Source organism: Sphingopyxis macrogoltabida, assembly GCF_001314325.1.
In the GTDB taxonomy this organism is placed as follows: Bacteria; Pseudomonadota; Alphaproteobacteria; order Sphingomonadales; family Sphingomonadaceae; genus Sphingopyxis; species Sphingopyxis macrogoltabida.
In genome coordinates this window covers 2,394,210-2,418,163 of record NZ_CP009429.1, presented here as the reverse complement: position 1 = coordinate 2,418,163, position 23,954 = coordinate 2,394,210, and the positions used below count along the sequence as shown (strand labels likewise).

Genomic DNA, 23,954 nt, shown 5'->3' with positions numbered 1-23,954 from the left:
ATGATAAGCCCCCTCTTCGACGCCCGTATCGCAAGGGCGTTGTGACGCGCTTTGCCGCGGCGATCAATGCTCTGGATCGGGGAAGGGGATGAAGACCCTTTATCCCCCGTCCGCCGCGCTCGGCAGCCGCGACGGGGGATGAGGTTGTGTGTGCACGTAGAGAACATTAGGGGAACATTCCTAAGGCGTCAACCCCCTTTTGTTCTCCTTTTTGCCGTGACTTGACAGGTTGACGTAAACGTCAATCACCGCCAAGGCAGAAGCGGTAACGGAAAGGGAGAGACGATGGCCGAGCAACCGAAATTCGACCTGACGGGGCGCGTTGCGCTTGTCACCGGGGCTTCGTCGGGGCTCGGCGCGGGCTTTGCCAAAGCGCTCGCGGCTGCGGGCGCGAAGGTCGTGCTGGCGGCGCGGCGCGGCGACAAGCTCGCCGAGCAGGTCGCGGCGATCGAGGCCGCGGGCGGGCAGGCGGTCGCGGTGAGCATGGACGTCACCGACGAGGCGTCGACCAAGGCGGCCTATGATGCCGCCGAGGCGGCTTTCGGCACCGTCGACACGATCGTCGCCAACGCTGGTGTCGCGACCGAGAAGATGGCGATGGGTCTGAGCGTCGACGAGGTCGATTTCCTTCACGCCGCGAATGTCCGCGGCGTCTTCCTGACCGCGACCGAGGGCGCGAAGCGGCTGGACAAGGACGGCGCGCGCGAGAAGCAGCACGGGCGGATCGTGCTGATCGGCTCGATCACCGCCGAAAAGGTCTTCCCGGCGACGTCGGTCTATGGCGCGACCAAGGCGGCGGTTCGCCATCTCGGCAAGGCGCTGGCGCGTGAATGGGCGCGGCGCGGGATCAGCGTCAATGTGATCCAGCCCGGCTATTTCGAATCCGAAATGACGCACGAGCTGTTCGAAAGCGACGTCGGCGACGCGATGGTGAAATCTTTCCCGCGCCAGCGCATGCGTCCGCCGAGCGATCTTCATGCGCCCTTGCTGCTGCTCTGCTCGGACGCGGCGCTCGGGATCACCGGCAGCGTGTTCACGATCGACGATGGACAGACGCTGTGAGCGAGTTGCTGATCGAGACACGCGGGCAGGTTGAGATCGCGACGCTCAACCGTCCCGAGCGATTGAATGCGCTGAGCGAGGGGCTGGTCGACGAACTGGGCGCCTATTTCGGCGGGCTCGCCGAACGCAAGGAGGTGCGCGTCGTCATCCTGCGCGGTGCCGGGCGCGGCTTCTGCGCCGGGCTCGATATCCAGGAAGATCGCACAACCGACGAGACGCCGGTGCTGCGGACGCTGCGGACCCAGACGAGCATCGGCAATATCTATCGGAAGATGCGCGCCTGTCCGCAGCCGATCATCGCGCTGGGGCATGGCGCGGCGGCCGGCGGCGGATTGTCGCTGCTGCTGGCGTCGGATGTGCGCTACGGCACGCCGAGTTTCCGCTGCAATGCCGCCTATATCCGCATCGGGCTTGGCGGCTGCGACATGGCGTCGAGCTATTTCCTGCCGCGGCTGGTCGGCGCGAGCCTTGCGGCCGAGATGATCCTGACCGGGCGTTTCATCGACGCCGACCGCGCGCTACGGGCGGGACTGATCAGCGAGATCGTCGAAGAAGAGGCGCTGCTCGACCGCGGCCTCGCGCTCGCCGACGAGATGCTCGCAACCGCACCCTGGGGGCTGCGATTGTCGAAGCAGGCGCTGAACCTCAATATCGACGCGCAAAGCCTCGATGCCGCGATGGCGATCGAGGATCGGCAGCAGGTCATCCTGTCGGCGACCGAGGATCATCGCGAAGCGCTGGAGGCGTTCCTCGCCAAACGCGCGCCCGAATATCGCGAGAAATGACCGGTACGCTCCGCCTCTATGCCTTCAACACCGGCTGGTTCCAGTGCCGGCCGGGCTATTTCATCGAGGGCGAGGAGGGCGATTATCTCAAAGGGCCGGTGCCCTCCTATCTGATCGAGCATCCCAAGGGGCGCGCGCTGTTCGATACCGGGATGGGGGTACGTTATCGCCGCACGCTGGAGACCGCGCTGCCGTCGAACAAGTTCGGGCTGCAATGGTTCGAGGGGCAGGAGATTGCCGCGCGCCTGCGCAGCATCGACGTCGATCCGGCGAGTATCGACTGGGTGATCAACTCGCACCTGCACATCGATCATTGCGGCGGCAACGCCAGCCTGCCCAATGCTTGCGTGATCGTCCAGTCGCGCGAACTCGCCGCGGCGCAGGTGACCGAGGAAGCGGGGCTCTATGAAGCCGAGGATTATGCGACCGGTCAGCCGGTGAAGGCGATCGACGGCGAACTCGACCTGTTCGGCGACGGCAGCGTGATGATCGTCCCGACCTATGGCCATACGCCGGGGCATCAGAGCGCCATCGTGACGCTGCCCGGCGGTGCGCGCGTGCTGCTTGCCGCCGATTGCTGCTACACCGAACGCAACCTCGACTTGATGGTGCTGCAAAAGGCAGTCGTCGACCGCGAGGCGGGGATGCGGACGATGGAATATCTGCGGCGCGAGCGTGAGAGCGGCGCCCGCATCCTGTTCGGCCACGACGGCCGCCAATGGGCGGGCGTCGAGGAAGCGAAACCGCTTACCTGAACCCCGCGACGCGTTCGGCCATGTCGGGCGCGACGCCGGCGCTGTTGAACACTTCATGCGCGAGGCCGGCGGCGAGCGGCAGGTCGGCCTGTTCGCGATAGAGGCGCTTGTAGGCGAAGACGCTGTGCCGCGACTGCGCGGCGATCGCTTCGGCGAGCGTCCGAACGGTGGCGTCGAGATCGGCGTCGGCGACGCAGTGGTTGGCAAGCCCGATCCGTGCCGCTTCGCGCCCGCCGACCGGCAGGCCGGTGAAGCTGATCTCGCGCGCCTTCCATTCGCCGACGCGGCGCGGCAGCCGCTGGCTCATCCCCCAGATCGGGACCAGCCCGAACTTGCCGTGCGTGTCGGCGAAGTTCGCGCTTTCGCCCGCGACGATGATGTCGCCGGCCAGCGCGAGTTCGAGCCCGCCGGTGAAGCAGCCGCCCTGGACCGCGACGATCAGCGGTTGCGGCAGGTCGGCGAGCTTGGTGACGATCGATCCCTGATAGTGGGGCCGGGGCGTTTCGGTGCCGCGTTCCTTGAGGTCGTTGCCGGCGCAAAAGGATGGGCCGTTGGCGCGCAGCACGACCGCCCCGATGGCGTCCCCGGCGGCGGCGATGGCATCGACATGCGCGTCGAGTTCGGCCCACAGCGCCAGATTCAGCGCGTTGCGCTTGTCGGGGCGGTTGAGCGTGAGGGTCGCAATTCCGTCCCTGTCCTCGCGCAAAACCAATTCGCTCATCGCCCGTCCTTTCGTTTATGCCCGAACCCGCAAAGCATGATTGACCGGGCGTGCCAAGCAGCATTGCTCTCGATCATATATTGGCATAAGCAATGCCATAACAATTCCGGGGGGAGGGGTGATGGCAGTGCGCAGGCGAACCACTTTGGTGCCGGGTCGCGTTGGCCGGTTCCGGCGCGCTGCCATCGTCTCTTTGGCCGTCCTGATCGGCGCGGCGCCGTTGCAGGCGCAGCCGGCGGCCGCGCCGCCGCGCCAGCCCAATATCGTCATCCTGCTCGCCGACGACTGGGGTTTCAGCGATGTCGGGGCGTTCGGGGCCGAATTCGCGACCCCGAACATCGACGCGCTGGCGCAGGCGGGGATGCGCTTTTCCAACTTCCATGTCGCGGGATCCTGCTCGCCGACGCGCGCGATGCTGCAGACCGGGGTGATGAATCATCGCAACGGGCTGGGCAACATGCCCGAGACGATCCCCGACGAGCATCGCGGCAAGCCGGGGTACGACACGGTGATGAACCACCGCGTCGTGACGATCGCCGAACTGCTGCGCGCGGCGGGCTATCGCACCTACCTCACCGGCAAATGGCATCTCGGCAGCGATCCGACGCGGCTGCCGACGGCGCGCGGTTACGACCGTGCCTTTAGCCTCGCCGACGCGGGCGCGGACAATTTCGAGCAGCGCCCGATCGAGGGCATGTACGACAAGGCGAACTGGACCGAGGACGGGAAGCCCGCGACCCTGCCGAAGGATTATTATTCGTCGCGCTTCGTCGTCCAGCGGATGATCGATTATATCGAGGCGGAGCGGAAGAGCGGCAAACCCTTCCTCGCGTCGATCAACTTCCTCGCCAACCATATCCCGGTGCAAGCCCCCGACAGCGACATCGCGCGCTATGCGGCGATGTACCAGGATGGCTGGACAGCACTCCGCGCCGCGCGCGCCAAGCGGGCGGCAGCGCTCGGCATCATGCCCGCGGGCATGCCGATCGTGACGATGCCGACGACGCCCGACTGGCAGAAGCTCGATGCCGACGAGCGCGCCGCCGCGGTGCGGACGATGCAGGCCTATGCCGGCATGGCGACCGCGATGGACCGCGAGATCGGCCGCCTCGTCGCGCATCTGAAGGCGACGGGCGACTATGACAACACGATCTTCGTCTTTCTGTCGGATAACGGCGCCGAGCCGACCAATCCGTTCAGCAGCCGCCGCAATCGCCTGTTCCTCGGGATGCAATATGACCTGTCGACCGCGAATATCGGCCGGCGCGGCAGCTTTGCGGCGATCGGGCCGGGCTGGGCGAGCGCGGCCTCGTCGCCGCTGTCGGGCTACAAGTTCAGCGCCGCCGAGGGCGGGCTGCGCGTGCCGCTGATCATCGCCTGGCCGGGCAATGCCAAAATCCGCGCGGGGGCGATCAGCGACGGGCTCGCGCATGTCACCGATATCCTGCCGACGCTCACCGAACTGGCCGGAGTGAAGGGGCACGGCGGTAGCTGGCAGGGCAAGGCGGTCGAGGCGGTTACCGGGCGCAGCCTGCTGCCCATGCTTGGCGGTGCGCCGGGCAGCGTGCATGGCGATACGCCGCTCGGTTACGAACTGTCGGGCAATGCGGCGCTGTTTCGCGGCGATTACAAGCTGGTGCGCAACCTCGCGCCGACCGGCGACGGCAAGTGGCGACTCTATGACCTGAAGTCCGATCCCGGCGAGACGCGCGATCTGGCGGCGGCGATGCCCGAGCGATTTGCGGCGATGCAGGCCGACTATGCTGCCTATGCAAAAGCGAACGGGGTGCTCGACATGCCCGCGGGCTATACCGCCGACGCGCAGATCAACCGTTATGCCTTCGAGCAGCAGGGGAAGCCGCGGCTGATCCGCCTCGGCCTGTGGGCAGGGGGGATTATCCTTGCCTTCTCAGCCCTTGTCTGGAGCTGGCGCCGCCGGCGCCGGGCGCGTCGTGTCGATCAGGCGAAAGCCGATATGGTCGGTGCCTAGGCCGCGTTCCTGGAACTGGCGCGCCGCCGGGCGGTAGCGTGCGCAATAATTGGCGGCGCAGAGGAAGCTGCCGCCCTTGATGACATTGGTCTCGGCGCCCGCCGTGCTGGTCGTCCATTCCCAGACATTGCCGATCAGATCGTGGACGCCATGGTCGTCGGCGGGGAAACAGGCGACCGGGGCGCGGCCGGTAAAGCCGTCGGTGCCCATGTCGCGGACGGGGAATGTTCCCTGATAATAGTTGGCGCGCGGCTTGCCGTCCTTGCCGACCGGGACGTTGCGGTCGGCGCCGCCGGTCGCCGCAGCAAGTTCCCACTGCTCCTCGCTCGGTAGCGCCTTGCCCTTCCACTTGGCATAGGCAAGCGCGTCGTCATAGCCGATCTGCACCACCGGATCGCGGTCGCGCCCGGCGATATTGGTCTCCGGGCCCGCCGGGTGCCGCCATTCGGCCCCGACGGCCCAGCGCCACCAGTTGGGATTGCCGTCGGTCGGGGCGGTGAACACCGCCGATCCGGGGATCAGCATCTCGGGCGGCGCGCCGGGCAGCTTCGGCGGATCCTGTTCGGCGAGCGTCTTGTACCCCGTCGCTTTCACGAATTCGGCGAATTCGGCGTTGGTGACCTCGTGCGTCGCAATCCAGAAACCGGCGACCTTGACCTCGCGCGCCGGGCCTTCTTCGGGCAAGGTGCCGTCGGCGCCCATCGTAAAGCTCGCGCCGGGGATCCATGCATAGTCGGCCTTGGGCAGCGCCGGGCATTCGGGCGCGGCGGCTGCGGCACGACCTTCCCGCTTCGTCGCCTCGCCGCACGCCGCGAGCGCGCCGAGCATGGTCAGCGCCGCGATCGCTGCGGTGCATTTCATGCCGCTCCGCCCTTGGGCAGCGCGGCGATCAGCGTATCGACCATATGGCCCATCACCGTCGCCGCTTCCTCGGCGGGCAGCCCCTGATCGTGACGGAGCGCGCGCCAGTTCTGGAACGACAACGCTGCGCACAGCGCCTCGACGCTGACCCGGTCGCTCAGCACCTCGCCCGGGAGCAGGCGCAGGATGAGGTCGCGTTCGAGCATCACGACCTTGCTGTACTGGCCCATCAGGAAGGGCGACTGGTAGCGTTTGATATTGGCCGCGAGGCGGAAGGGCAGCGTCGTCTCGAACACGCGCACCCGCCGCCGGACGAGCTCGCGGACATTGGTGCGCCAGTCCTGATCGGGATAGGGCGCGGTCACGATCGGCATCACCCGCTCGGTGATCGTCGCCGTGATTTCGGCATAGAGCGAATCCATGTCGTCGAAATGGCGGAAGACGGTGCGCAGCCCGATGCCGGCCTCTTCGGCGACGCGTGCCGCGCTGGGCGCGAGGTCGCCGCCGTTGATCAGTTCGAGCATCGCCTCGACGATGCGGCGATGGCTCGACCGGCTGCGCTCGCGCCGGCCGTCGACGCGTTCGGGCGCGGCCTTTGCGCTGCTCGATGTCCTCACCCCCGTTTTCATATGTCCCTGCTGGCCCCGCTTTACCTGTGCGTCAAACAATCTTGCGTATCGGCGAATAAAGTGACACATATAGTGTCAATAGTTTCACGGCAAGCATATTGCCGGGATCGAGGGGGCGAGGATGAAGAAGAGATGGTTCGCGCTGGGCGCGCTGGTCCTCGCCGGGGCGGGCGGATATTGGGCCTTTGAAGCGAATAAATACCGGCTGCCCGGTATCGTCCAGGACTGGCGCGATCCGGTGCAGGCGAACCGGCCGGTGGCGTGGCAACAAGGCCCGGCGTCGGCGCCTGCCGATCCGTCGGGGGGCAAGCGGCCGCCGAACATCATCCTGATTGTCGCCGACGACCTCGGCTACAACGACGTCAGCCTCAACGGTGGCGGACTCGCGGGCGGGATCATCAAGACGCCGAATATCGACGCGATCGCGCGCGAAGGGCTGAATTTCACCACCGCCTATGCCGCGAACGCGACCTGCTCGCCGTCGCGCGCCGCGATGATGACGGGGCGCTACCCGACGCGCTTCGGCTTCGAATATACCGCCGTGCCGGTCGAGTTCGCCGAGAATCTGTCGCACGGCGGCGGGCTTGGCCCGCTGAAGCCGATATTCCACCGCGAACTCATCACCCCCGACATTCCCGACTATCCCGACATGGGCGTGCCCGCGAGCGAGGTGACGATCGCCGAGGCGGTGAAGGCGGCGGGTTATCACACGCTGCATATCGGCAAATGGCACCTTGGCGAAGCGCCCGCGCTGCAGCCGCAGCGGCAGGGTTTCGACGAAAGCCTTGCGGTGCTCGGCGGCGCGGCGATGTTCCTGCCCGAGGACGACGCCGACGTCGTGAACGCCAAATTGCCGTGGGATGCGATCGACCGGTTCCTGTGGGCGAATTTGCGCCACGCGGTGAGCTTCAACGGCAGCAAGCGCTTCCATCCCAAGGGGCATATGACCGACTATTTCGCCGATGAAGCGATCAAGGCGATCGACGCGAACCGGGGTCGCCCCTTCTTCATGTACCTCGCCTTCAACGCGCCGCACACGCCGTTGCAGGCGACGAAGGAGGATTATGCGAAGCTGCCGCAGATCAAGGATCACAAGACGCGCGTCTATGGCGCGATGATCGCGCAGCTCGACCGGCGGATCGGTGACGTGATGGCCAAGCTGAAAGAGGCGGGGATCGACGACAATACGCTGGTCATCTTCACCAGCGACAATGGCGGCGCCTGGTATAACGGCATGGCGGGGCTCAACGCACCGTTCCGCGGCTGGAAAGCGACCTTCTTCGAGGGCGGCATCCGCACCCCCTTCTTCATGCGCTGGCCGGGGCATATCGCGCCGGGAACGCAGCGCGGCGACGTTACCGGCCATATCGACCTGTTCGCGACGATCGCCGCCGCGGCGGGCGCGGCAGTTCCCGCGGACCGGCAGGTCGACAGCGAGAATATCCTAGCCGGGCCGGCGAAACGGCAGGCGATGTACTGGCGATCGGGCGACTATCGCGCGGTGCGCATGGGCGACTGGAAATTGCAGGTGACGAAGCGCCCCGAAAAGGCGCGCCTCTATAACCTCGCCGCCGATCCGACCGAAAAGCACGATCTGGCGGCGAGCGAGCCGCAGCGGGTGGCCGCACTGCGCGCGATGATCGAGGCGCAGAACAAGGGGATGGCGAAGCCGATCTGGCCGGGGCTGGTCGAAGGGCCGATCCGCATCGACGTGCCGCTGAATGCGCCGTGGCAGGACGGGCAGGATTATATCTACTGGACGAACTAGAGCGAGCTTCACTTGAGTCCCCGCCGTTCCGGGCTATCCTTGCCCGATGCAGGATGATGAGCGGCCACCGGTATTGGCGCATCGCCGGTTTCAGGCGCGGGCCGCAGAGTTCGAAGGGCTGCCGCTCGCCGCGCGCTTTGCCGAGATCCATGCCTCGAACCTGTGGGGCGCCGACACATCGCGGTCGGGCCTGGGTTCGGAGGCGGGGGCAACGGACATATTGCGGCGCGAACTGGGTGAGCTTTTCGCGGCGTTGAACGTCCGCAGCCTGCTCGACGCGCCGTGCGGCGATGCGCGCTGGATAGCGGAAGCCGATCTGGGGCCGGTGCAATATACCGGCGTCGATATCGTCGCGGCGCAGATTGAGGAAAATATCGCGCAGCGAGGTGCGCGCGGCGAATTTCTGGTTGCCGACATCACCCGCGACCCGCTGCCCGTTGCCGAGGCGATCCTTTGCCGCGATTGTCTGGTGCATCTCAGCTTTGCGAATATTGACCTCGCCGTCGCCAATTTCCGGCGTTCCGGGGCGAAATGGCTGATCGCGACGACCTTTCCCGATTTCGGGAAGAATCTCGACTGTGCCGATGGCGACTGGCGTGCGCTCAATCTCGAACGGGCGCCCTTTGGGTGGCCGCCACCGGTCAGGCTGCTGAACGAACGGTGCGAGGAGGCCGGCGGGGGCTGGACGGACAAGAGTCTCGGCCTCTGGGCGCTTGCGGAGCTGAACAGCGCGACGCTTACGCCGCCGCGCGTTCGCCGGCGGGCGGTTCGTAGCGCTTGACCCCGATGCCGTTCCGTTTGGCGACGTAAAGCGCCTCGTCGGCGAGGCTGATCAATTGTTCGAGATCGCGGGTGGCGTCGTCGGCGACGACATAGCCGACGCAGGTCGAGATGTTGAGCGTATGCTCGCCGATCCGGTACGGCCGGCCGATCGCGGCGACGATGCGCTGGGCAAACAGCCGCGCCTCATCGGGATGCGTCAGGTCGCGCTGGACGATCGCGAATTCGTCGCCGCCCAGCCGCGCCGCGATGTCGCTTTCGCGGATCGCGCCCGCCAGCCGCCGCGCGACGGCGGCGAGCAGGGCGTCGCCGGTGGGATGGCCGAAGCGGTCGTTGACGGGCTTGAAGCCGTTGAGATCGAGACAGTGGAGGGCAATGAGCGGTGTGCTGCCCGCCGCGGCATATTCCGCCTCGTCATAACTTTCGCGCAGCGCGAGGCGGTTGGGGAGCGCCGTCAGCCCGTCGTGCCGCGCCAGCGAGGCGAAGGTCAGCCGCCGGCCGATATCGACGAGCGCGCGGGCGTGGCGCTTGCGCAGGCTGAAGATGCCGCCGAGGAGGAAGGCGCAGGTCATCACCGCGGTCGCGGCGTAAAGCGGCTTGGCCGAGGCGACGATCGCGACGACCGGCGGCGCAACCGCCATGACCATGCTCGGGATCGCGATGCGCGGGCGGAGGCCGATCCCGGCGGCGACCCCGGCGGCATAGCCGATGAGGAGCGCGAGCATCAGCAGATGGTTGCCCGCGCCGGTGCTGGGCATCCAGAAGACGCGCAGGCCGAACAGGCCGAGGACCGCGGCAAAAGCATAATAGGTCACGGCAAAGCGCCGTTCGAGGTGGCGCGCGGCGGCGATGGTCAGCCGCGGCCGGGCCGCCGCCTTGCCGTCGCGCCACATGACGATGAGGCGCAGGATGGAGGCGACAAGGCCGGGGAGCAGCAGCGCTTCGAGGATCGGATCGCCGGTCCCCCGGACGATAAGCGCGCCCGACAGCACGAAACCGACCGACATGATCAGCGAGGGGAGGAAGCCGTCGTACAGGCTGCGGATCAGTTCGATCTCGATGGCATCGGCGGCGTGTTTCACTTCGTGCTGCATGGCGCTCGCTTGCTATGCCCTCCTGACGCGGGATCGTCGACGATCCGTATCGGCCCGCCTATATACAAGACAGGCGGGGCAGGCATGGCAAAAGCTTATCGCCGGTGCGTTAACGAAAGCTGATTATTCGAGCATTTTACGGACGATAGGGAATGGCGTCAGGCAGTATCACACCGACGTCGCGGGCGTAACGTTCCCATGCTGCGGAGAGCTCCGTCCTGCGGTCGGGTTCGGCGAGCGACAGGTCGCGCGTTTCGCCCGGATCACGGGCGATATCGAACAATCGCCATATGCCATCGCCGATGTCGGTGATTTTCCAGTCGCCCTGGCGGAAGGCGCGCGAGCCGAAGAGTTCGGCGCCGATGCCGTCGCCCGCGCCATAGACGCGGACATCGGGATTGCTAAGCCAGCCGGCCCACGAACGGCCGGTGATCGGCCGTACCGTCCGCTCGCCGACGCGGGTCGCGGCAGGGTCGGCGCCGGCGAGGTCGAGCAAGGTCGGGGCGATATCGGCGACCGACAGATATTGCGTCGCCGCGCCCTGACGCTGCGGGATGCCGGCGCCGCTGATGAAGGCGACGGCGCGCGTCCCGCCCTCGCTGTTATAGCCCTTGGTCAGCCATGAGGGCGCCGTTGCCGCCTGCGCCCAGCCGGCGCCATAGGTGATATAGGAGGAGGCGGTGCCGCGATTGGCGAAGCCGTTGTCGGCGCCCTTGAGCTGACGCGCGAGCATCTCGGCGCCGGTCGTCTCGACGTCGAGCGCCTCGGCGCCATTGTCGGCGAGGAAGACAATCACCGTATTGTCGAGTTCACCCGACCGGTGCAGTTCCTCGATTACCCGGCCGACATTCTGGTCGAGCCGGTCGACCATCGCGGCATAGATTTCCATGTTACGCGCGGCGGTGCGTTGCTGCTCGGCAGTCAGCGAATCCCAGCTTCCGTCGCGGTTGCGCGGGGTGTGCGCAGCGACGTCGGGAGCGAGGATGCCGAGTTCGCGCTGGCGGGCGAGGCGGCGCTGGCGCAGGGCGTCATAGCCCTCGTCGTAGCGACCCTTGTAACGCGCGATATCCTCGGGCGGCGCCTGCAGCGGCCAGTGTGGGGCGGTGAAGGCGAGATAGGCAAAAAAGGGCTTCTCGCCTGCGGCCTGTGCCGGACGTTCGCCGAGGAAGTCGATCAGGCGGGTCGCGAAATAGTCGCTCGAATAGAAATCGGCCGGCAGACGGGTGAGCTGCTTGCCGTCCTCGCGATAGGTCGCGGTGCCGCCTTTCGCCGGGTCGGCGTCGGTGCCGTAATGATTGTGGCCGCCCTGCGCGAGCGTGAAGCTGCGCTGGAAACCGCGTGCCGACGGGTCCTGCTCCGCGGTCAGGCCGAGGTGCCATTTGCCCGAGAAAAGCGTGCGATAGCCACTGACCGAAAGCCGTTCGGCGAGCGTCGCGACGTCGCGGCGCAAATAGCCTTCATAGCCGGGCTTGCCTTGCTGGTTCGGACGGATGAGTTCGGCCATCGTGCCGAGCCCGGCGATGTGGTTGTCCGTTCCCGAAAGCAGCATCGAGCGCGTCGGCGAACAGGTCGGTGCGGTGTGGAAACCCGCGAGGCGGATGCCCGCGAGGGCGAGTCGGTCGAGGTTCGGCGTCGCAATCTCGCCGCCGAAGGCGCCGATGTCCGAATAGCCGAGGTCGTCGGCGACGATGATCAGGAAATTCGGCCGGCGTTCGGCGGCCGTTGCCACGGGTGCGGTCGCGAAAACGGCGAGGGCGAAGGTCAGCAGGCGGCGGCAATCGGTCATCGGAAAACCTTGAGGCAGGAAGGAAAAGACGGCGCGCCCGACAGGAAGGGCAGGCGCGCCGCAGGACGGGACCGGCGCCGTCACAGGAAGGGAGGGGGAGTCATTGGCGCCGGTCCGTAAGCGTCAGGCCGGTTCGTATTGCGCCGCGCGTTCCTTGCGCACGGTGCGGCTGCGGCGGCCATCGATTGCGACCGGCACTTCGCCGGCGATCGTCGCGCGGCGCAGCGTCCGGCGCTGGAGCCCGAAATCGGCAACGGCGCGATGCTGCGTTGCCTGATTGTCCCAGATCGCCACGTCGCCCGCGCGCCAACGCCAGCGCACGACATTCTCCGGCTTGGTGATATGCTCCTGCAGGATCGCGAACAGGCGTGCGGAATCGGCGCCGTTCAGCCCGACGAACTGCTTGACGAAATGGCCGAGCAGCAAGCTGCGCTGCCCGCTGACCGGATGGACGCGGACCACCGGATGCTCGGTCTCGTAGACGGTCGAGGCGAAGACATTCTTGTGCTGGGCGATCCGGTCCTTCGCCTTGTCGTCGTCGGTCGAACCCTGGAGCAGCGCGGCATAGTCATAAAGGTTGGTGTGCGTCGCCCACAGCGTGTTGACGAGCTGGCGCAGCGTTTCGGGCAGGCCTTCATAGGCGGTTTCGCCATTGGCCCACAGCGTGTCGCCGCCGGCCTTGGGAATCGTCAGCGCGCGGAGGATCGATGCCTTGGGATAGGCGTCGACAAAGGTCACGTCGGTGTGCCAGCTCGACGCGGCATAGCCTTCCTTGCTGTCGAGTTCGAGCAGGTATTGCGAGCCGTCGGCGACGGGCACCGTCGGATGCGCGACCGGATCGCCGAGCAATGCAGCGAAATCCTCATGCTCCTGATCGGTCAGATGCTGCTGGTCGCGGAAGAAGATGACCTTGTGCCGGACGAGCGCGGCTTCGATCGCGGCGACGGTGGCGGCGGGCAGGTCGCCCGAAAGCTGGACGCCGCGGATCTCGGCGCCGATCGTGCCGGTCACCGGATGGATGTCGAGCGGGCTGGCCGGGTCGGGGGCGTTGGCGTAGGTGGTGTGAAGGTCCGTCATGATAATCTCCTGAGGTTCGACGGGCGGGGGTTATTCGGCGAAAGCATAGCCGGGCGATCCGGGCTCAAGCTGTCGGCGAATTTCGGCGTGCGCTGCCTCGTCGAGAGGGAAGCGCGCGATAAGGGCGGCGGAAAAGGCGTGGGCGATGGCGGGGCCGAGCGCGAAGACGAGGAGCAGTCCGGTCAGGGCGTCGGGGCTGTTGACGCCCTTCGGATCGAAACCGAGCCAGCTCACCAGCGGCAGCGCGATGCCGACGGCGACCGCGGTTGCGGTTTTCCCGGCAAGGCTGAACACCGAATAATAGAGGCCGGTGCGGTCCTCGCCGCTGTCGAGGCGGTGCTTGTCGGCGACGTCGGCGACGATCGCGCGCAGCATCAGATTGCCCGATCCCTGCGCCAGCCCCTGCGCCAGCGTCAGCGCGAGCAGCAAGGGGAAGCTGTCGGGGGTGACGAGGAGCAGCGACAGGTTGATTGCGACCTGAACCAGCTCGCCCGCCACCGCGGTGCGGTGCTTGCCATAGCGGCGGCCGATCTTCAGCCAGATCGGCCCGGCGAAGATGCCGAAGACGAACTGGAACAGGAACAGCCCGCCCGCCCATTCGGGGCGCCCCATATAGAAGGTGACGAAGAAGACGATCAGCGCGGCGCGGATATTCTGCGCCAGCGTCACCGCGAAATCGGAGGCAAGGACGCGGAGCAGCAGCGGTTCGCCGGTGATCGCCCGGATCGTCTCGCCGAGCCGCGGGCGGCTGGCGGGAAGGGGCGGTAGCGGCGGTTCGCGGAGCGCGGTCAGGGTGAGGAACAGCGCCGGGACGATGGTCAGCAGGACAAGCCCGCCCATCAGTGTCAGTTGCAGCCGCCCGTCGCCGGGACGGAGCTGGTCGGCGATCGTCGGCAGGATCAGCGTGAGGAGCAAGGCCGACGAGGTCACGACGGTCTGGTAGGTCGCGATACGGGTGCGCTGGTGATAGTCGCCCGACACCTCGCCCGACCAGGCCTGGAACGGGATCTGCACCGCGGTCCAGCCGAGGTAGAAGAAGAAGAGGACGAGGCCGAGCGACAGCGGCGTGACGCCGAAGGGCGGGAAGAAGAGGAAGATCGACGACAGGCCGAAGACGATGCCGCCGGCGGCAATCCACGGCTTGCGGCGGCCGTGGATGCTGCGCGTCCGGTCGCTGAGTGCGCCCATCGCCGGATCGGCGATCGCGTCCCACAGCCGGCCGAGCAGGAAGATGATCCCGATCGTCGTGAGCGACAGACCATAGTCCCGCGCATAGATGGCGGGCAGATAGACGCCGAGCGGCAGGCCAGCGGCGGCGACTGGAACGGCGATGGCGGAAAAACGGACCAGCTGGCCCGCAGTGGGAGGCGGGGCGCTGCTCATCACAATTTCGTCCTGATGGTCGCACCGATCGTGCGCGGTTCGCCGATCAGCGCGGTAACGATGCCGGTGTTCGCGGCCGACAGCGTCTGGAAATAATCCTTGTCGAACAGGTTGCGCGCCCAGATCGACAGGTCGAACAGCCCGTCTTCGGTGCGGATGCCGAAACGCGCGTTGGCGATGCCGAAGCCGGGCACGTCGGCGTAACGGCTGTCGCTCGACGAAGTGTTGAAGGTCGACCGGTGCGAATAGTCGGCGTGGGCGTAGAGCGCGAGATCGCGTCCGCCGAGCGCTCCCAGCGGTGCCCACGCATCGGCGCCGAGCGTGTAGGTGAATTTCGGCACGCCGGGGAGTTGTTCGCCGGTCAGGTCCTGCTTGCCGCCGAGGTTCAGCCGCTCGGGGGCCTGCGGGGCGTTGGGATAGTCGCTATAGGTCGTGTCGGCGTAAGCGGCGGAGGCATAAAAGCTGAAATGCTCGCCCACCGCGCCCGACAGGTCCGCCTCGATCCCGCGCGAGCGGACGTCGGGGATGTTGGCGATATACTGGCGGAAGTTGACGGTGTTCGGAACCTGTTCGGTGATCGCAGTCTGATAGTCGCTGATCTCGGTCCAGAAACCCGCGAGGTTGAAGGTGACGGCGCGGTCGAGCCATTGGGTCTTGATGCCGACTTCGTAGCTGTCGACCTTTTCGGGCGCGACATTGGGGTCGATCCCCGGCGGCAGGCTGGTCAGGTTGAGCCCGCCCGACTTGTTACCGCGCGAGTAGGTGGCATAGGCCAACGCATCGCCCGAAAACTGCCACGACAGCGTGGCGAGGCCCGAGATGCTGTCGTCGCTGAAGCTGGTCGAATAGTCGGTGACCGGGTTGAACTGGGCCCGGATGATCGCCGCCTGCGCGGCGAGTTCGGGCGGCAGCGTCGACAGATCGACGCCCGCGACATGATATTGGTGAAAGGAGCCGCTCTTCTTTTCGTGCGTGTAGCGCAGCCCGGCGGTCAGCGTCAGGCTGTCGGTGAATTTCCAGTCAAGCTGGCCGAACAGCGCATAGCTTCTGGTCCGCGGGTCGGAGGTCGAATTGGCCTCAAAGCCATTGACCGCGGCCTCCCACGCTTCGAGTGGCAGCGGCGACGTTGCCGGGCGGTTCCATAGCGCGGCAGCGGGGCCATAGGCGGAGGCGCCCTTGCCCTTGATCACCTGCCAGAAATAATAGGCGCCGACGACATAGTCGATCGGGCCGCCGCTGTCGGAGGCGAGGCGGATTTCCTGGCTGAACTGGCGCTGGCGGTTCGCCTGCTGCGCCTTGGTGATCACCGGGAGCGAGGTGGAGTCGCCGTCGTTGGCGGGGTTCCAGTCCCACCAGCGATAGGCGGTGATCGACGTCAGCTTGGTCGAGCCGAGGTTCCAGTCGATCTGCCCCGAGACGCCATACCCATCCATGTTCGACTGGTAATGGCTGTCGGCCTCGCCGCGCCGCGCAAAGGGATCGATCGTCGGGAAGCTATAGCCCGGGAAGCGTGCGGCGCGTTCGGCGAAGCTGTTCGGAATGGCGGCGCCATTTTCATAGGTGCCGAAATAATCGGCGAAGACATTGAGAACATGGTTCTGCTTTTGCCGCGCGAAATCGCCGATGATGCGGACTTCGAGGTCGGATGTCGGGGTGAACAGCAATTGCCCGCGCACGCTCCAGTTCGAATAGTCCTGCGCGCGTTCGTTCTGCGTATCGTTGTAGAGGAAGCCGCGGCGCTCGGTCACCGAGCCCGAGAGGCGGACCGCGAGCAGATCGTCGATCAGCCCGCCCGACGCCGAACCGCGGAGCTGGTAATAGCCATAGTCGCCGACGCTCGCCTCGCCCGAGAATTCGGGATCGAAGCTCGGCTTTTTCGAGCTGATGTTGATCGCGCCCGAAGTCGTGTTCTTGCCGAACAGCGTTCCCTGCGGGCCGCGCAGCACCTCGATCTGCTGCAGGTCGACGAGGTCGAACTGCGACTGGCCGACGCGGCCGTAATAGACATTGTCGATGTAAAAGCCGACGCCGTTTTCGAGCCCGTCGTTGGTCAGCGCGACATTGCTGCCGAGCCCGCGGATGTTGATGTTGGTGTTGCGCGGGTTGAAGCTGAACACCTGCAGGCTGGGCACGATCTGCTGGACCTGCGTCAGCGTGTAGTTGCCCGTCGCTTCGAGCGTGTCGGAACCGACGACCGACAGCGCGATCGGCACGTCCTGCGCGCTTTCGTCGCGGCGGCGGGCCGAAACGATGATCTCGCTGGCATAGTCGCCGGCCGCGTCATAGGCGGCCGCGGCCTCGGTGGTCGTGGCGGCTTCGGTTTCGTCGGCCCAGGCGGGCGCCGCGGGCAGGAGGAAAGCCGCGCCGAGCAGAAACTTCAAACGGTGATCGGGAGAGTGAGTAAACATCAAATATGGTCCCCGGGCGGCGATCCCGCCCCCTTTTTGGATTGGTGAAAGTCGGCGCCGTGCGCCGCGCCGGATCGGGAGCGCGCCAGTCCGTCGCCCCACAAAGCGCGTGCAGCGCTGCGCAGGGACGCGGGATAGCGAGCCAGATCCGACAGGTCGGATTGGTTCAGCAAGGGCATGATTTTTCCCCGCGCCGGTGCGCTGGAAGCGCCGGACGTCAGGCTGCGGTCGTCTCGCGTGAGGAGGCGCGGCGGGGATGGAGGAAGCGCCGCTGCGCGGAGGGGATGCGGTCGGTCCGCTATCCCGCGCGCAGGATCGGCGACGGTCTAGAAAATGGTGCTACACATACGCATCGCAATACCCCTTCAGGGGGAACGCAATGCCTGGCGCTGTCGCCCGAGCATCACGCGCTTTAGCCGTTGGTAACGCGGAGCAAGCTGCTTCCCGGTCAAAAGCCGCGGGTCGAAGGGGAGAGCCGTCACCCGTCTCGACCAGTGCCGAGTGACAATGTCAACTTAATCGATTGATTTTGGATTCGTCAATGCGAAGCAGTGGTTTTTGCGACGAAGAAAATCTTTCAGGCGACAGGCGGAGAGCTATGGCGCCCCGTCAAAAGCCCGGAAAACGAGGGACCGGGTCGAACATCAGCGCGAAAAAGCCATAGGCGCTGGCGATCAGCAGCAGTGCGCCGGCGGCAGTGACGAGCAGTTCGGCGCGCAGGCGGCGGACGAGCCAGGCGCCGATCGGGGCACCGAGGACGCCGCCGATCAAGAGGCCGATCGCCACCTTGCCGAAGGTGCTCCATCCCATCGTGCCGATGAAACCCGCGGCGATGGTGACGGTGACGAAAAATTCCGACGCGTTGACGGTGCCGATGATCCGTCGCGGTTCGCCGCCCTGGGCGAGCAGATTGGCGGTGACGATCGGCCCCCAGCCGCCGCCGCCCGATCCGTCGCAGACGCCGCCGACAAGCCCGAGGCTGCCGACGAATTTGAGGTCGCGATAGGTTTGCGGCCGCCGCGCCCCACGCCAGAGCAGATAGATGCCGACCGCGCCGAGATAGGTGAGCACGACCGGCCGCGCGATGTCGTTGGCAAGGCTGGTGAGGACGAACACGCCGATCGCGCCGCCGATAATCCCCGGGATGACAAGGCGCCGGAACAGCCGCCAGTCGACATTGCGCTGCAGCGCGTGGCTGACCCCGGACACGCCGCTGGTGAAACTTTCGGCCGCATGGATCGCCGCCGAGGCCGACGCCGGCGGGAGCCCGAGCACAAGCAGCAGCGCCGTGCCGACGACGCCGAACGCCATGCCGAGCGCGCTGTCGATGAGCTGCGCGGTGAAGCCGATCAGGATGAAGGGAAGCAGCGCTGCCAGCGACAGCTCGGTCCATGGAATCATCGTGCGGTCTCCGCCCGCCGCGTGCTGCGCGGCCTGCGGCGCGTGAGCAGGAAGGCGGCAGGAAAGCAGAGCGCGATGAGCGACAGCGTGCCCGCGAACAGCGGCTCGCTGCCCGCGAGCCAGGGCAGGATCGCCGCCCAGATCGACACCGCGAGCAGGGTCAGCAGTGCCTGTTCCTGCTCGACATCGCTATCGGCGGCGGCAGGGACGCCGCGCGCGTCGGCGCGTAGATGCTCGAGCCGGCTGGCGACGACGCTGTGCCGTTCTATACGGCTGGACGGGGTCAGCGAAGCAAAGAGCGAGGCGACACCGGCGCCGACAAGGCGAACACCGACGGCGCGTGCGAAGCCGCGCCGTTCCTCGACCCGGTCGCTGATGGCGCGCAGGCGGAGGCGGCCGCCGAACACAAGGTCGATCAGCGCCTCGCCGGTGACCGCGCGAAGCGGCCGGTCCTGCACCTCCTGGCTTGCCGCGATCCAGTCGAACACCGCGTCGGGCACGTCGATCCCGCACGCGCGTTCGAGCCCCTGAAAGCCTGGAGCGCTGTTCGCTTCGCAGATCCGGTAGCCGTCGTCGTCGAACAAGATGTCGATGCCCGCGACCTCCAGCCCCAGCGTGTCGGCGGCGCGCGCCGCCAGCTCGGCCATTTCGCCGGTCGGGGTGAAAGCGATGCCGACGCCGCCCAGCGAGACGTTCGACTTGAAATGCCCCGGCGGCGCGCGGCGCTCCATCGCCGCGATCACCCGTCCGCCGATCACCAGCACGCGGACGTCGCGGCCATGGCTGGAGCGGACATAATGCTGGAACAGGAAATCGGCCTTGGCGTCGGCGCTTTCGAGCAGCCCGGCGAGATCCTCGAACTGGCGGCGGTCCTCGCACTTCAGCACCCCGGTGCCGCGCGTCCCGCGCAGCGTCTTGACGATCACCGGAAAGCCGAGCTCCTGCTCGACGACGTCGGTGTCCATCGGGAACTTGCCGAGGATCGTTGCCGGGATCGGCAGCCCCGCGCGCGCCAGCCGTTGCATCGTGTGCAATTTGTCGGCGACGAGGTCGATCGCTTCGGGTCCGTTGACAAGGCGGACGCCGCGGCGTTCGAAGTGGCGGAGGACGGCGAGGGTGAAATAATCGGTTTCGGCGCCCGTCCGGCAGAGGATGAAATCGGGGCGTTCGAGCGAATGGCCCTCGTAATGGACCGACCAGCCGTCGACGGGCGCCGCGACGATATCGAAATTATGCGGCTTCAGGATCAGCAGGTCGATCCCGCGCGCCGCCGCAGTCTCCTGAAAGCGTAGGACTTCGGGGACCTCCGGCAGGGCCGGGTCGAGATCCCGATGGAACAATATCCAGCCGCGCAATCCGATCTCCATCGCAAAAGGGACATATGCCGAAGCCGAGAACGTCCCGGCGGCCGGTTCGTTCAAACGTGCGGGCATCCGGATGACCGGTCGGCACGCACGCCATCCTCCCATGGAAGCGGGCGCATGTCCAATCCGGGGATATGAAATGCAGGAAGGGTCAGGGACCGAAAACCAGGTCGAGCATCTGCTTTTTCCACACGGCGACCGATCGTTCGATCAGCGCCATGTTCGGGTCGCGGATATATTCGACGGTCAGGCCGCGGGTGACGGCGTTGTTGAGCAATTGCAGCGTCTGATAGGCTTCGTCGTTGTCGATCCCCGCCGCGCGCAGGATCATATGACCCCACAGGCGAACGCGGCGATCGAAGCGCCGGGCGCTCGGCCCGACTTCCTGATCGAGGTCGGGGTCGTTGCGGCGGGCGAGGTGGATTTCGAGCACCGCCGCCATTTCGGGACGGCTGACCATCCGGTAATTGGCGTCGATCAGATTTTCCATCGCCTGACGCGGAGTCGCGCCCGCCCGGATCGCTTCGGCATAGATGCGGGTGCGATAGGCCGCGAATTCGGCGGCGACCGCCGCCATCAGCTTGGCCTTGGTCGGGAACTGATGCTGGATGGCGCCGAGGCTCATTCCCGCCGCGTCGCGGATGACCAGCATCGTCGCGCCCGAATAGCCCTGCGAGCACAGCACGTCGCGTGCCGCCGCCAGAACCTTGGCGCGCGTCGCGGCGCTGCGGTCGGCCTGGCTGCGGCGGGGTCGGGTTGCGGTGGTCGTGGTCATGCCCTGTTCGTCTGCGATAGCTCTTGGCTTCCTGATAAGCGAGCCGCCTCAGAATGTAACCGTCGCATTGACTCCGATCGTGCGCGGCCGGACGACGGCCGTGCCGAGCGCGCCATTGGCGTTTCGCGGCAGTCCCGCGACGCCGAGCAGCGCCTGCGTCGAGGTGATCCCGCCGCTGTTCGTCAGGTTGTTCGCATAGGCGCTGATCGTATAGCGGCCGAAATCGAGACCGGCGCGCAGGTCGAGCACCTCATAGGCATTGATGCGCGGGAAGTGGCCATAGGTCACGAGATAGGCGGGGTCGAAACCGCCGCTCTGGCGCGAGAGCGACCGGATCGAGCCGCCGATCGAGGCGGTGACGCCGGAGGCGAGCTCCCACTGATAGTCGGCGTTGAGGTTGACCGCATATTTGGGCGTGAAGGGCAGCCGGTCGCCCTTGACCGCGCCGACCGCGAGCGGATCGGTATCGCCGCTGAGCCTTGCGTCGGTAAAGGTGAAGCCGATCGAGGTTGTGAAGCCGCGCGTCGGCCGCAGCGTCGCGGCGATTTCGGCGCCGTCGACCTTGGCGCCCGCGCCGTTCACATTGACCCCGAAGCCGTTGACGACGGCGGCGAGCTGGATGTCGCTCCAGTCGATATGATAGAGCGCGGCCTCGATCGAGGCGCTGCGGTCGGCGGTGTCGCCCTTGAAGCCGATTTCGTAGCTGGTGACGGTGTCGGGCTCGAACGTCGTCGGGGTGCCGGGGGGCGAACCAAGCGGAATGACGTTCGGGCCGCCCGGCCGGTAGCCCTTGGCGACGCGGGCATAGAGCGAAGCCTGCGTGCCGAACTTGATCTTCGGCGCGACCGACCAGGTGAAGACATTGTCCGACGAGCGGACATCCTCGATGACCCCGGCGCCGAGCAGCACGCCGTCGGTGACCTGATCGGCGCTCTGGCGATTGTGGCTGTAACGGCCGCCGAGATCGATATCGAACCAGGGCGCGAGGTGCAGCGTCGCATTGGCGAAGCCCGCGACCTCCTCATAGCGCGAATCGAGCTGGAACACCGCGAGTTCGAAGGGCAGGTCGATCGGTGTCAGCACCCCGGGAGTGCCGGGGACGGCGGTCTTCAGATTCTGGAAGATGCGGGCCTTTTCGTGGGTGTAATAGCCGCCGATCAGCCATTCGACGAAATCGCCGCCGTTCGATGCGAGCCGCAGTTCCTGCGTCCATTTTCGGCTTTCGGTGCGCTGGTCGAAATAGACATAGGCACCGAGCACGGCGCTGAGATTGGCGGTATAGTCGGCGCGGAACGACTGGAGCTGTTCGCCGTAGCTGGTCGCCGAGGTCAGCGTCGCACCGCCGAAATCATATTCGACCGTGCCGTTGTAGAGGCGATATTTGACGTTGCTGAAGGTCGGCAGATATTCGGACTGGCTGAGCGCGCCATAGAGCGGCTTCAGCGTCGCCGGATCGGCCTCGACGATACCGGGCGCGTCGACGTAGAGATTCTGGAAGAGCGCGCTCAGCCGGACGGTGAGGTTTGTGTCGGGGGTCCAGAGCAGCGACGCGCGACCGCCGTAATTTTCGAAATCGTTGATGTTGGCGCGGACGTTCGACCCGGCGGTGCCGATCGAGTCGATATAGCCGCCCTGCTTGCGGTACGAACCCGAGGCGCGAAACGCCAGGGTCTCGCCGAGCGGCACGTTGATCATCGCCGCCCCACGGTAGGAGACGTCGCCGCCGTCGGTGAACTCGACCCCGGCGAGCGCCTTGCCCTCGAACCCGGCGGTCGACGGTTCGTTGGTGACGAATTTCAGGAGGCCGCCGAGCGAGCTGGCGCCGTAGAGCGTGCCCTGCGGTCCGCGCAACACTTCGATCCGCGCGATATCGAACGAGTCGAAGTCGCCGGCGAGTTCGGAGGCATTGGCGAGCGCGGTGCTCGAGCCGAAGGGCGTTTCGTCGACATAGACGGCGACGGTCGAGGCGACGCCGCCGGTGTTGATGCCGCGCAGCACCAGCCGCCCCTGGCCGGGCGTGCCCTGCACGAGTTGCAGGCTGGGGACATTCTTCAGATAGTCGGCGAAACCGGTCGCGCCCTGTTGTTCGAGCGTGGCGGCTGAGACGACCGACACCGACTGCGGCACGTCGATCAGCGTCTGCGTCCGCTTCTGCGCCGTCACGACGATCTCGTCGCCGAATGCTGCGTCGCTTTCCTGCGCGCAAGCCACGGACGGCAGGGCAAGCGCGAGCGCCAGCGCGGTGCCGTTCAAAACCTTGGTGAAATGTCGCATATCTTATCCCCTCGTCAGATTTATGTTCGTTTCAGCGGTCGCGGCCGAGCGCGAAGCGCATGCCGTGCAAAATGGCGGCGGGCGCGGCCGAGACATGATCGTCCTCGGCAAACGCCACATGGCGGAGTTCGATGACGCCGGCGTCGCTTAGCGCCGCGGCGAATTCGCGCGCCGCATCGACCATGCGCGCGGCGCGGATTTGCGCCTGAGCCTCCTCCAGCGTCACGCCCATGCCATCGGGCACGCTCGTCGGCGGTTCCTGCTCGCGCGCGCCGACATCGACGAACACGCGCGGCGGACGGGGCAGTGCGGCCAGCCGTTCGCGGAAGGCGGGCAGTTCGTCGAGGACCGAAAAGCCGTCCCACCACAGCGACGGGCTGCTGGCGATGAACGCCGAGAAGCTGTCGGGACGGGTCAGTAGGGCCCGCGCGGCGAAGAGGCCGCCGAGCGAATGGCCGAACAGGATTTGCCGGCCGCCCGCGGTTCGCGGATAGCGCTCGGCGATTGCTGCGCGCAGCGCGCCGGTCAGAAAGGTGAGGAAGGCGTCGGCACCGCCGCTGTGCGCCCCGCCGATCGTCGCGCCGAGGCCGCCCAGACTTTCGAGCGCATCGGCCGTGATCGGCGGTGCGAGGTCCGCCGTGCGCAGCTTCAGGACATCGGCATAGCCGGCGTCATAACCGATGCCGACGACATAATGGGCGGGAAACGCCGCGACGCTCGACACCGCGCGGCCGATTTCCGCCGCCATGCCGAACAGCAGATCGCCGTCGAGCACATAGAGAACCGGAACGCCGGTATCGGGCAGCGGGGCGGCCGGCGCCGCGACGCTGATCGTCAGCTTACCCTCGCCCGACGGGTGGGGAAGGGTGAATTGCTCGAGGGACGCGCGCACCGAAAACTGCATCGATCATCTCCGCCGGGAAGCGGTCGCTTGCACCACTCCCGCTGTCGGCATGGTGCATCTACCCCATTTACAATAAAGTCAACCTGTTTTAATATATCCAACCGAAGCCGCAAACCGGCCAGCGATGGAGAGTGAAT

General features: G+C 66.6%; 19 protein-coding genes. 6 read left to right on the top strand and 13 right to left on the bottom strand.

All coding sequences use genetic code 11. The features are described from left to right. The first annotated feature begins 285 nt into the window (after positions 1-285). Genes LH19_RS12060 through LH19_RS12050 form a run of 3 tightly spaced genes read left to right on the top strand, consistent with a single transcriptional unit; the run spans position 286 to position 2,602 of the window. Positions 286-1,062 carry an SDR family NAD(P)-dependent oxidoreductase gene (locus LH19_RS12060; RefSeq protein ID WP_054728227.1) on the top strand — a complete coding sequence of 259 codons (777 nt, stop codon included), beginning with the start codon at positions 286-288 and terminating at the stop codon, positions 1,060-1,062. After that, a complete protein-coding gene (locus LH19_RS12055; RefSeq protein ID WP_054728224.1) occupies positions 1,059-1,847 on the top strand; it encodes an enoyl-CoA hydratase/isomerase family protein in 789 nt (262 codons plus the stop codon). The genes LH19_RS12060 and LH19_RS12055 overlap by 4 nt, the downstream gene beginning before the upstream one ends. Beyond that, positions 1,844-2,602 carry an N-acyl homoserine lactonase family protein gene (locus LH19_RS12050; protein ID WP_054728222.1) on the top strand — a complete coding sequence of 253 codons (759 nt, stop codon included), beginning with the start codon at positions 1,844-1,846 and terminating at the stop codon, positions 2,600-2,602. The genes LH19_RS12055 and LH19_RS12050 overlap by 4 nt, the downstream gene beginning before the upstream one ends. On the opposite strand, the gene LH19_RS12045 is transcribed toward LH19_RS12050, so the two are convergent. Next, positions 2,595-3,323 (bottom strand): enoyl-CoA hydratase/isomerase family protein, encoded by a 729-nt coding sequence (locus tag LH19_RS12045; protein WP_054728219.1) that lies wholly within the window; start codon positions 3,321-3,323, stop codon positions 2,595-2,597. The two genes, LH19_RS12050 and LH19_RS12045, sit on opposite strands and share 8 nt — an antisense overlap. 148 nt (positions 3,324-3,471) lie before the next feature. Here LH19_RS12045 and LH19_RS12040 point away from each other — a divergent pair, with 148 nt between their 5' ends. Next, positions 3,472-5,313: an arylsulfatase gene (locus tag LH19_RS12040; RefSeq protein ID WP_234716159.1), complete on the top strand. Its 1,842-nt coding sequence runs from the start codon at positions 3,472-3,474 to the stop codon at positions 5,311-5,313. Here LH19_RS12040 and LH19_RS12035 read toward each other — a convergent pair. After that, positions 5,233-6,174 carry a formylglycine-generating enzyme family protein gene (locus tag LH19_RS12035; RefSeq protein ID WP_054728216.1) on the bottom strand — a complete coding sequence of 314 codons (942 nt, stop codon included), beginning with the start codon at positions 6,172-6,174 and terminating at the stop codon, positions 5,233-5,235. The genes LH19_RS12040 and LH19_RS12035 overlap by 81 nt on opposite strands. Further along, positions 6,171-6,803, bottom strand: a complete 633-nt coding sequence (locus LH19_RS12030; RefSeq protein WP_054728214.1) for a TetR/AcrR family transcriptional regulator — start codon at positions 6,801-6,803, stop codon at positions 6,171-6,173. Before LH19_RS12030 ends, LH19_RS12035 begins: the two co-directional genes overlap by 4 nt. A 121-nt stretch (positions 6,804-6,924) precedes the next feature. Between LH19_RS12030 and LH19_RS12025 the strand changes: the two genes are divergently transcribed. Both LH19_RS12025 and LH19_RS12020 read left to right on the top strand, forming a co-directional pair. Further along, entirely contained in the window at positions 6,925-8,571 is a 1,647-nt protein-coding gene (locus LH19_RS12025; RefSeq protein ID WP_054728212.1) for a sulfatase-like hydrolase/transferase, read from the top strand. Positions 8,572-8,617: 46 nt separating this feature from the next. Further along, positions 8,618-9,352 carry a class I SAM-dependent methyltransferase gene (locus tag LH19_RS12020; protein ID WP_054728210.1) on the top strand — a complete coding sequence of 245 codons (735 nt, stop codon included), beginning with the start codon at positions 8,618-8,620 and terminating at the stop codon, positions 9,350-9,352. Here LH19_RS12020 and LH19_RS12015 read toward each other — a convergent pair. The 10 genes from LH19_RS12015 to LH19_RS11970 all read right to left on the bottom strand — a co-directional run bounded on the left by LH19_RS12015 (position 9,309) and on the right by LH19_RS11970 (position 23,805). Then, a complete protein-coding gene (locus LH19_RS12015; protein ID WP_054728207.1) occupies positions 9,309-10,445 on the bottom strand; it encodes a GGDEF domain-containing protein in 1,137 nt (378 codons plus the stop codon). The two genes, LH19_RS12020 and LH19_RS12015, sit on opposite strands and share 44 nt — an antisense overlap. A gap of 136 nt (positions 10,446-10,581) precedes the next feature. Next, the gene (locus LH19_RS12010; protein ID WP_054728204.1) at positions 10,582-12,231 is read right to left on the bottom strand and encodes an arylsulfatase; all 1,650 of its coding nucleotides are present in this window, start codon (positions 12,229-12,231) and stop codon (positions 10,582-10,584) included. 123 nt (positions 12,232-12,354) lie between these two features. Further along, on the bottom strand, positions 12,355-13,308 hold the full coding sequence (locus LH19_RS12005; RefSeq protein WP_054728202.1) for a TauD/TfdA dioxygenase family protein: 954 nt from the start codon (positions 13,306-13,308) through the stop codon (positions 12,355-12,357). A gap of 30 nt (positions 13,309-13,338) precedes the next feature. Continuing rightward, on the bottom strand, positions 13,339-14,691 hold the full coding sequence (locus tag LH19_RS12000; RefSeq protein ID WP_054728200.1) for an MFS transporter: 1,353 nt from the start codon (positions 14,689-14,691) through the stop codon (positions 13,339-13,341). Next, the gene (locus tag LH19_RS11995; RefSeq protein ID WP_054728198.1) at positions 14,691-17,099 is read right to left on the bottom strand and encodes a TonB-dependent receptor; all 2,409 of its coding nucleotides are present in this window, start codon (positions 17,097-17,099) and stop codon (positions 14,691-14,693) included. The genes LH19_RS12000 and LH19_RS11995 overlap by 1 nt, the downstream gene beginning before the upstream one ends. Positions 17,100-17,708: 609 nt before the next feature. Further along, positions 17,709-18,500 (bottom strand): sulfite exporter TauE/SafE family protein, encoded by a 792-nt coding sequence (locus tag LH19_RS11990; protein WP_054728197.1) that lies wholly within the window; start codon positions 18,498-18,500, stop codon positions 17,709-17,711. Beyond that, positions 18,497-19,933, bottom strand: a complete 1,437-nt coding sequence (locus LH19_RS11985) for an ATP-grasp domain-containing protein (RefSeq protein ID WP_234716158.1) — start codon at positions 19,931-19,933, stop codon at positions 18,497-18,499. The genes LH19_RS11990 and LH19_RS11985 overlap by 4 nt, the downstream gene beginning before the upstream one ends. 82 nt (positions 19,934-20,015) lie before the next feature. Next, a complete protein-coding gene (locus tag LH19_RS11980; RefSeq protein ID WP_054728195.1) occupies positions 20,016-20,639 on the bottom strand; it encodes a TetR/AcrR family transcriptional regulator in 624 nt (207 codons plus the stop codon). A gap of 48 nt (positions 20,640-20,687) precedes the next feature. Continuing rightward, positions 20,688-22,913 (bottom strand): TonB-dependent receptor, encoded by a 2,226-nt coding sequence (locus LH19_RS11975; RefSeq protein WP_054728193.1) that lies wholly within the window; start codon positions 22,911-22,913, stop codon positions 20,688-20,690. Positions 22,914-22,944: 31 nt separating this feature from the next. Further along, a complete protein-coding gene (locus LH19_RS11970; protein WP_167346275.1) occupies positions 22,945-23,805 on the bottom strand; it encodes an alpha/beta hydrolase in 861 nt (286 codons plus the stop codon). Between the last annotated feature and the right edge of the window lie 149 nt (positions 23,806-23,954).

Bases quoted from the DNA above. Each gene is read 5' to 3' on its own strand.
- LH19_RS11985 (WP_234716158.1), bottom strand. From the start codon at position 19,933: ATGCCCGCACGTTTGAACGAACCGGCCGCCGGGACGTTCTCGGCTTCG.
- LH19_RS11990 (WP_054728197.1), bottom strand. From the start codon at position 18,500: ATGATTCCATGGACCGAGCTGTCGCTGGCAGCGCTGCTTCCCTTCATC.
- LH19_RS11995 (WP_054728198.1), bottom strand. From the start codon at position 17,099: ATGTTTACTCACTCTCCCGATCACCGTTTGAAGTTTCTGCTCGGCGCG.
- LH19_RS12050 (WP_054728222.1), top strand. From the start codon at position 1,844: ATGACCGGTACGCTCCGCCTCTATGCCTTCAACACCGGCTGGTTCCAG.
- LH19_RS12045 (WP_054728219.1), bottom strand. From the start codon at position 3,323: ATGAGCGAATTGGTTTTGCGCGAGGACAGGGACGGAATTGCGACCCTC.
- LH19_RS12025 (WP_054728212.1), top strand. From the start codon at position 6,925: ATGAAGAAGAGATGGTTCGCGCTGGGCGCGCTGGTCCTCGCCGGGGCG.
- LH19_RS12035 (WP_054728216.1), bottom strand. From the start codon at position 6,174: ATGAAATGCACCGCAGCGATCGCGGCGCTGACCATGCTCGGCGCGCTC.
- LH19_RS12030 (WP_054728214.1), bottom strand. From the start codon at position 6,803: ATGAAAACGGGGGTGAGGACATCGAGCAGCGCAAAGGCCGCGCCCGAA.
- LH19_RS12005 (WP_054728202.1), bottom strand. From the start codon at position 13,308: ATGACGGACCTTCACACCACCTACGCCAACGCCCCCGACCCGGCCAGC.
- LH19_RS12020 (WP_054728210.1), top strand. From the start codon at position 8,618: ATGCAGGATGATGAGCGGCCACCGGTATTGGCGCATCGCCGGTTTCAG.
- LH19_RS12060 (WP_054728227.1), top strand. From the start codon at position 286: ATGGCCGAGCAACCGAAATTCGACCTGACGGGGCGCGTTGCGCTTGTC.
- LH19_RS11975 (WP_054728193.1), bottom strand. From the start codon at position 22,913: ATGCGACATTTCACCAAGGTTTTGAACGGCACCGCGCTGGCGCTCGCG.
- LH19_RS12000 (WP_054728200.1), bottom strand. From the start codon at position 14,691: ATGAGCAGCGCCCCGCCTCCCACTGCGGGCCAGCTGGTCCGTTTTTCC.
- LH19_RS12015 (WP_054728207.1), bottom strand. From the start codon at position 10,445: ATGCAGCACGAAGTGAAACACGCCGCCGATGCCATCGAGATCGAACTG.
- LH19_RS12010 (WP_054728204.1), bottom strand. From the start codon at position 12,231: ATGACCGATTGCCGCCGCCTGCTGACCTTCGCCCTCGCCGTTTTCGCG.
- LH19_RS11980 (WP_054728195.1), bottom strand. From the start codon at position 20,639: ATGACCACGACCACCGCAACCCGACCCCGCCGCAGCCAGGCCGACCGC.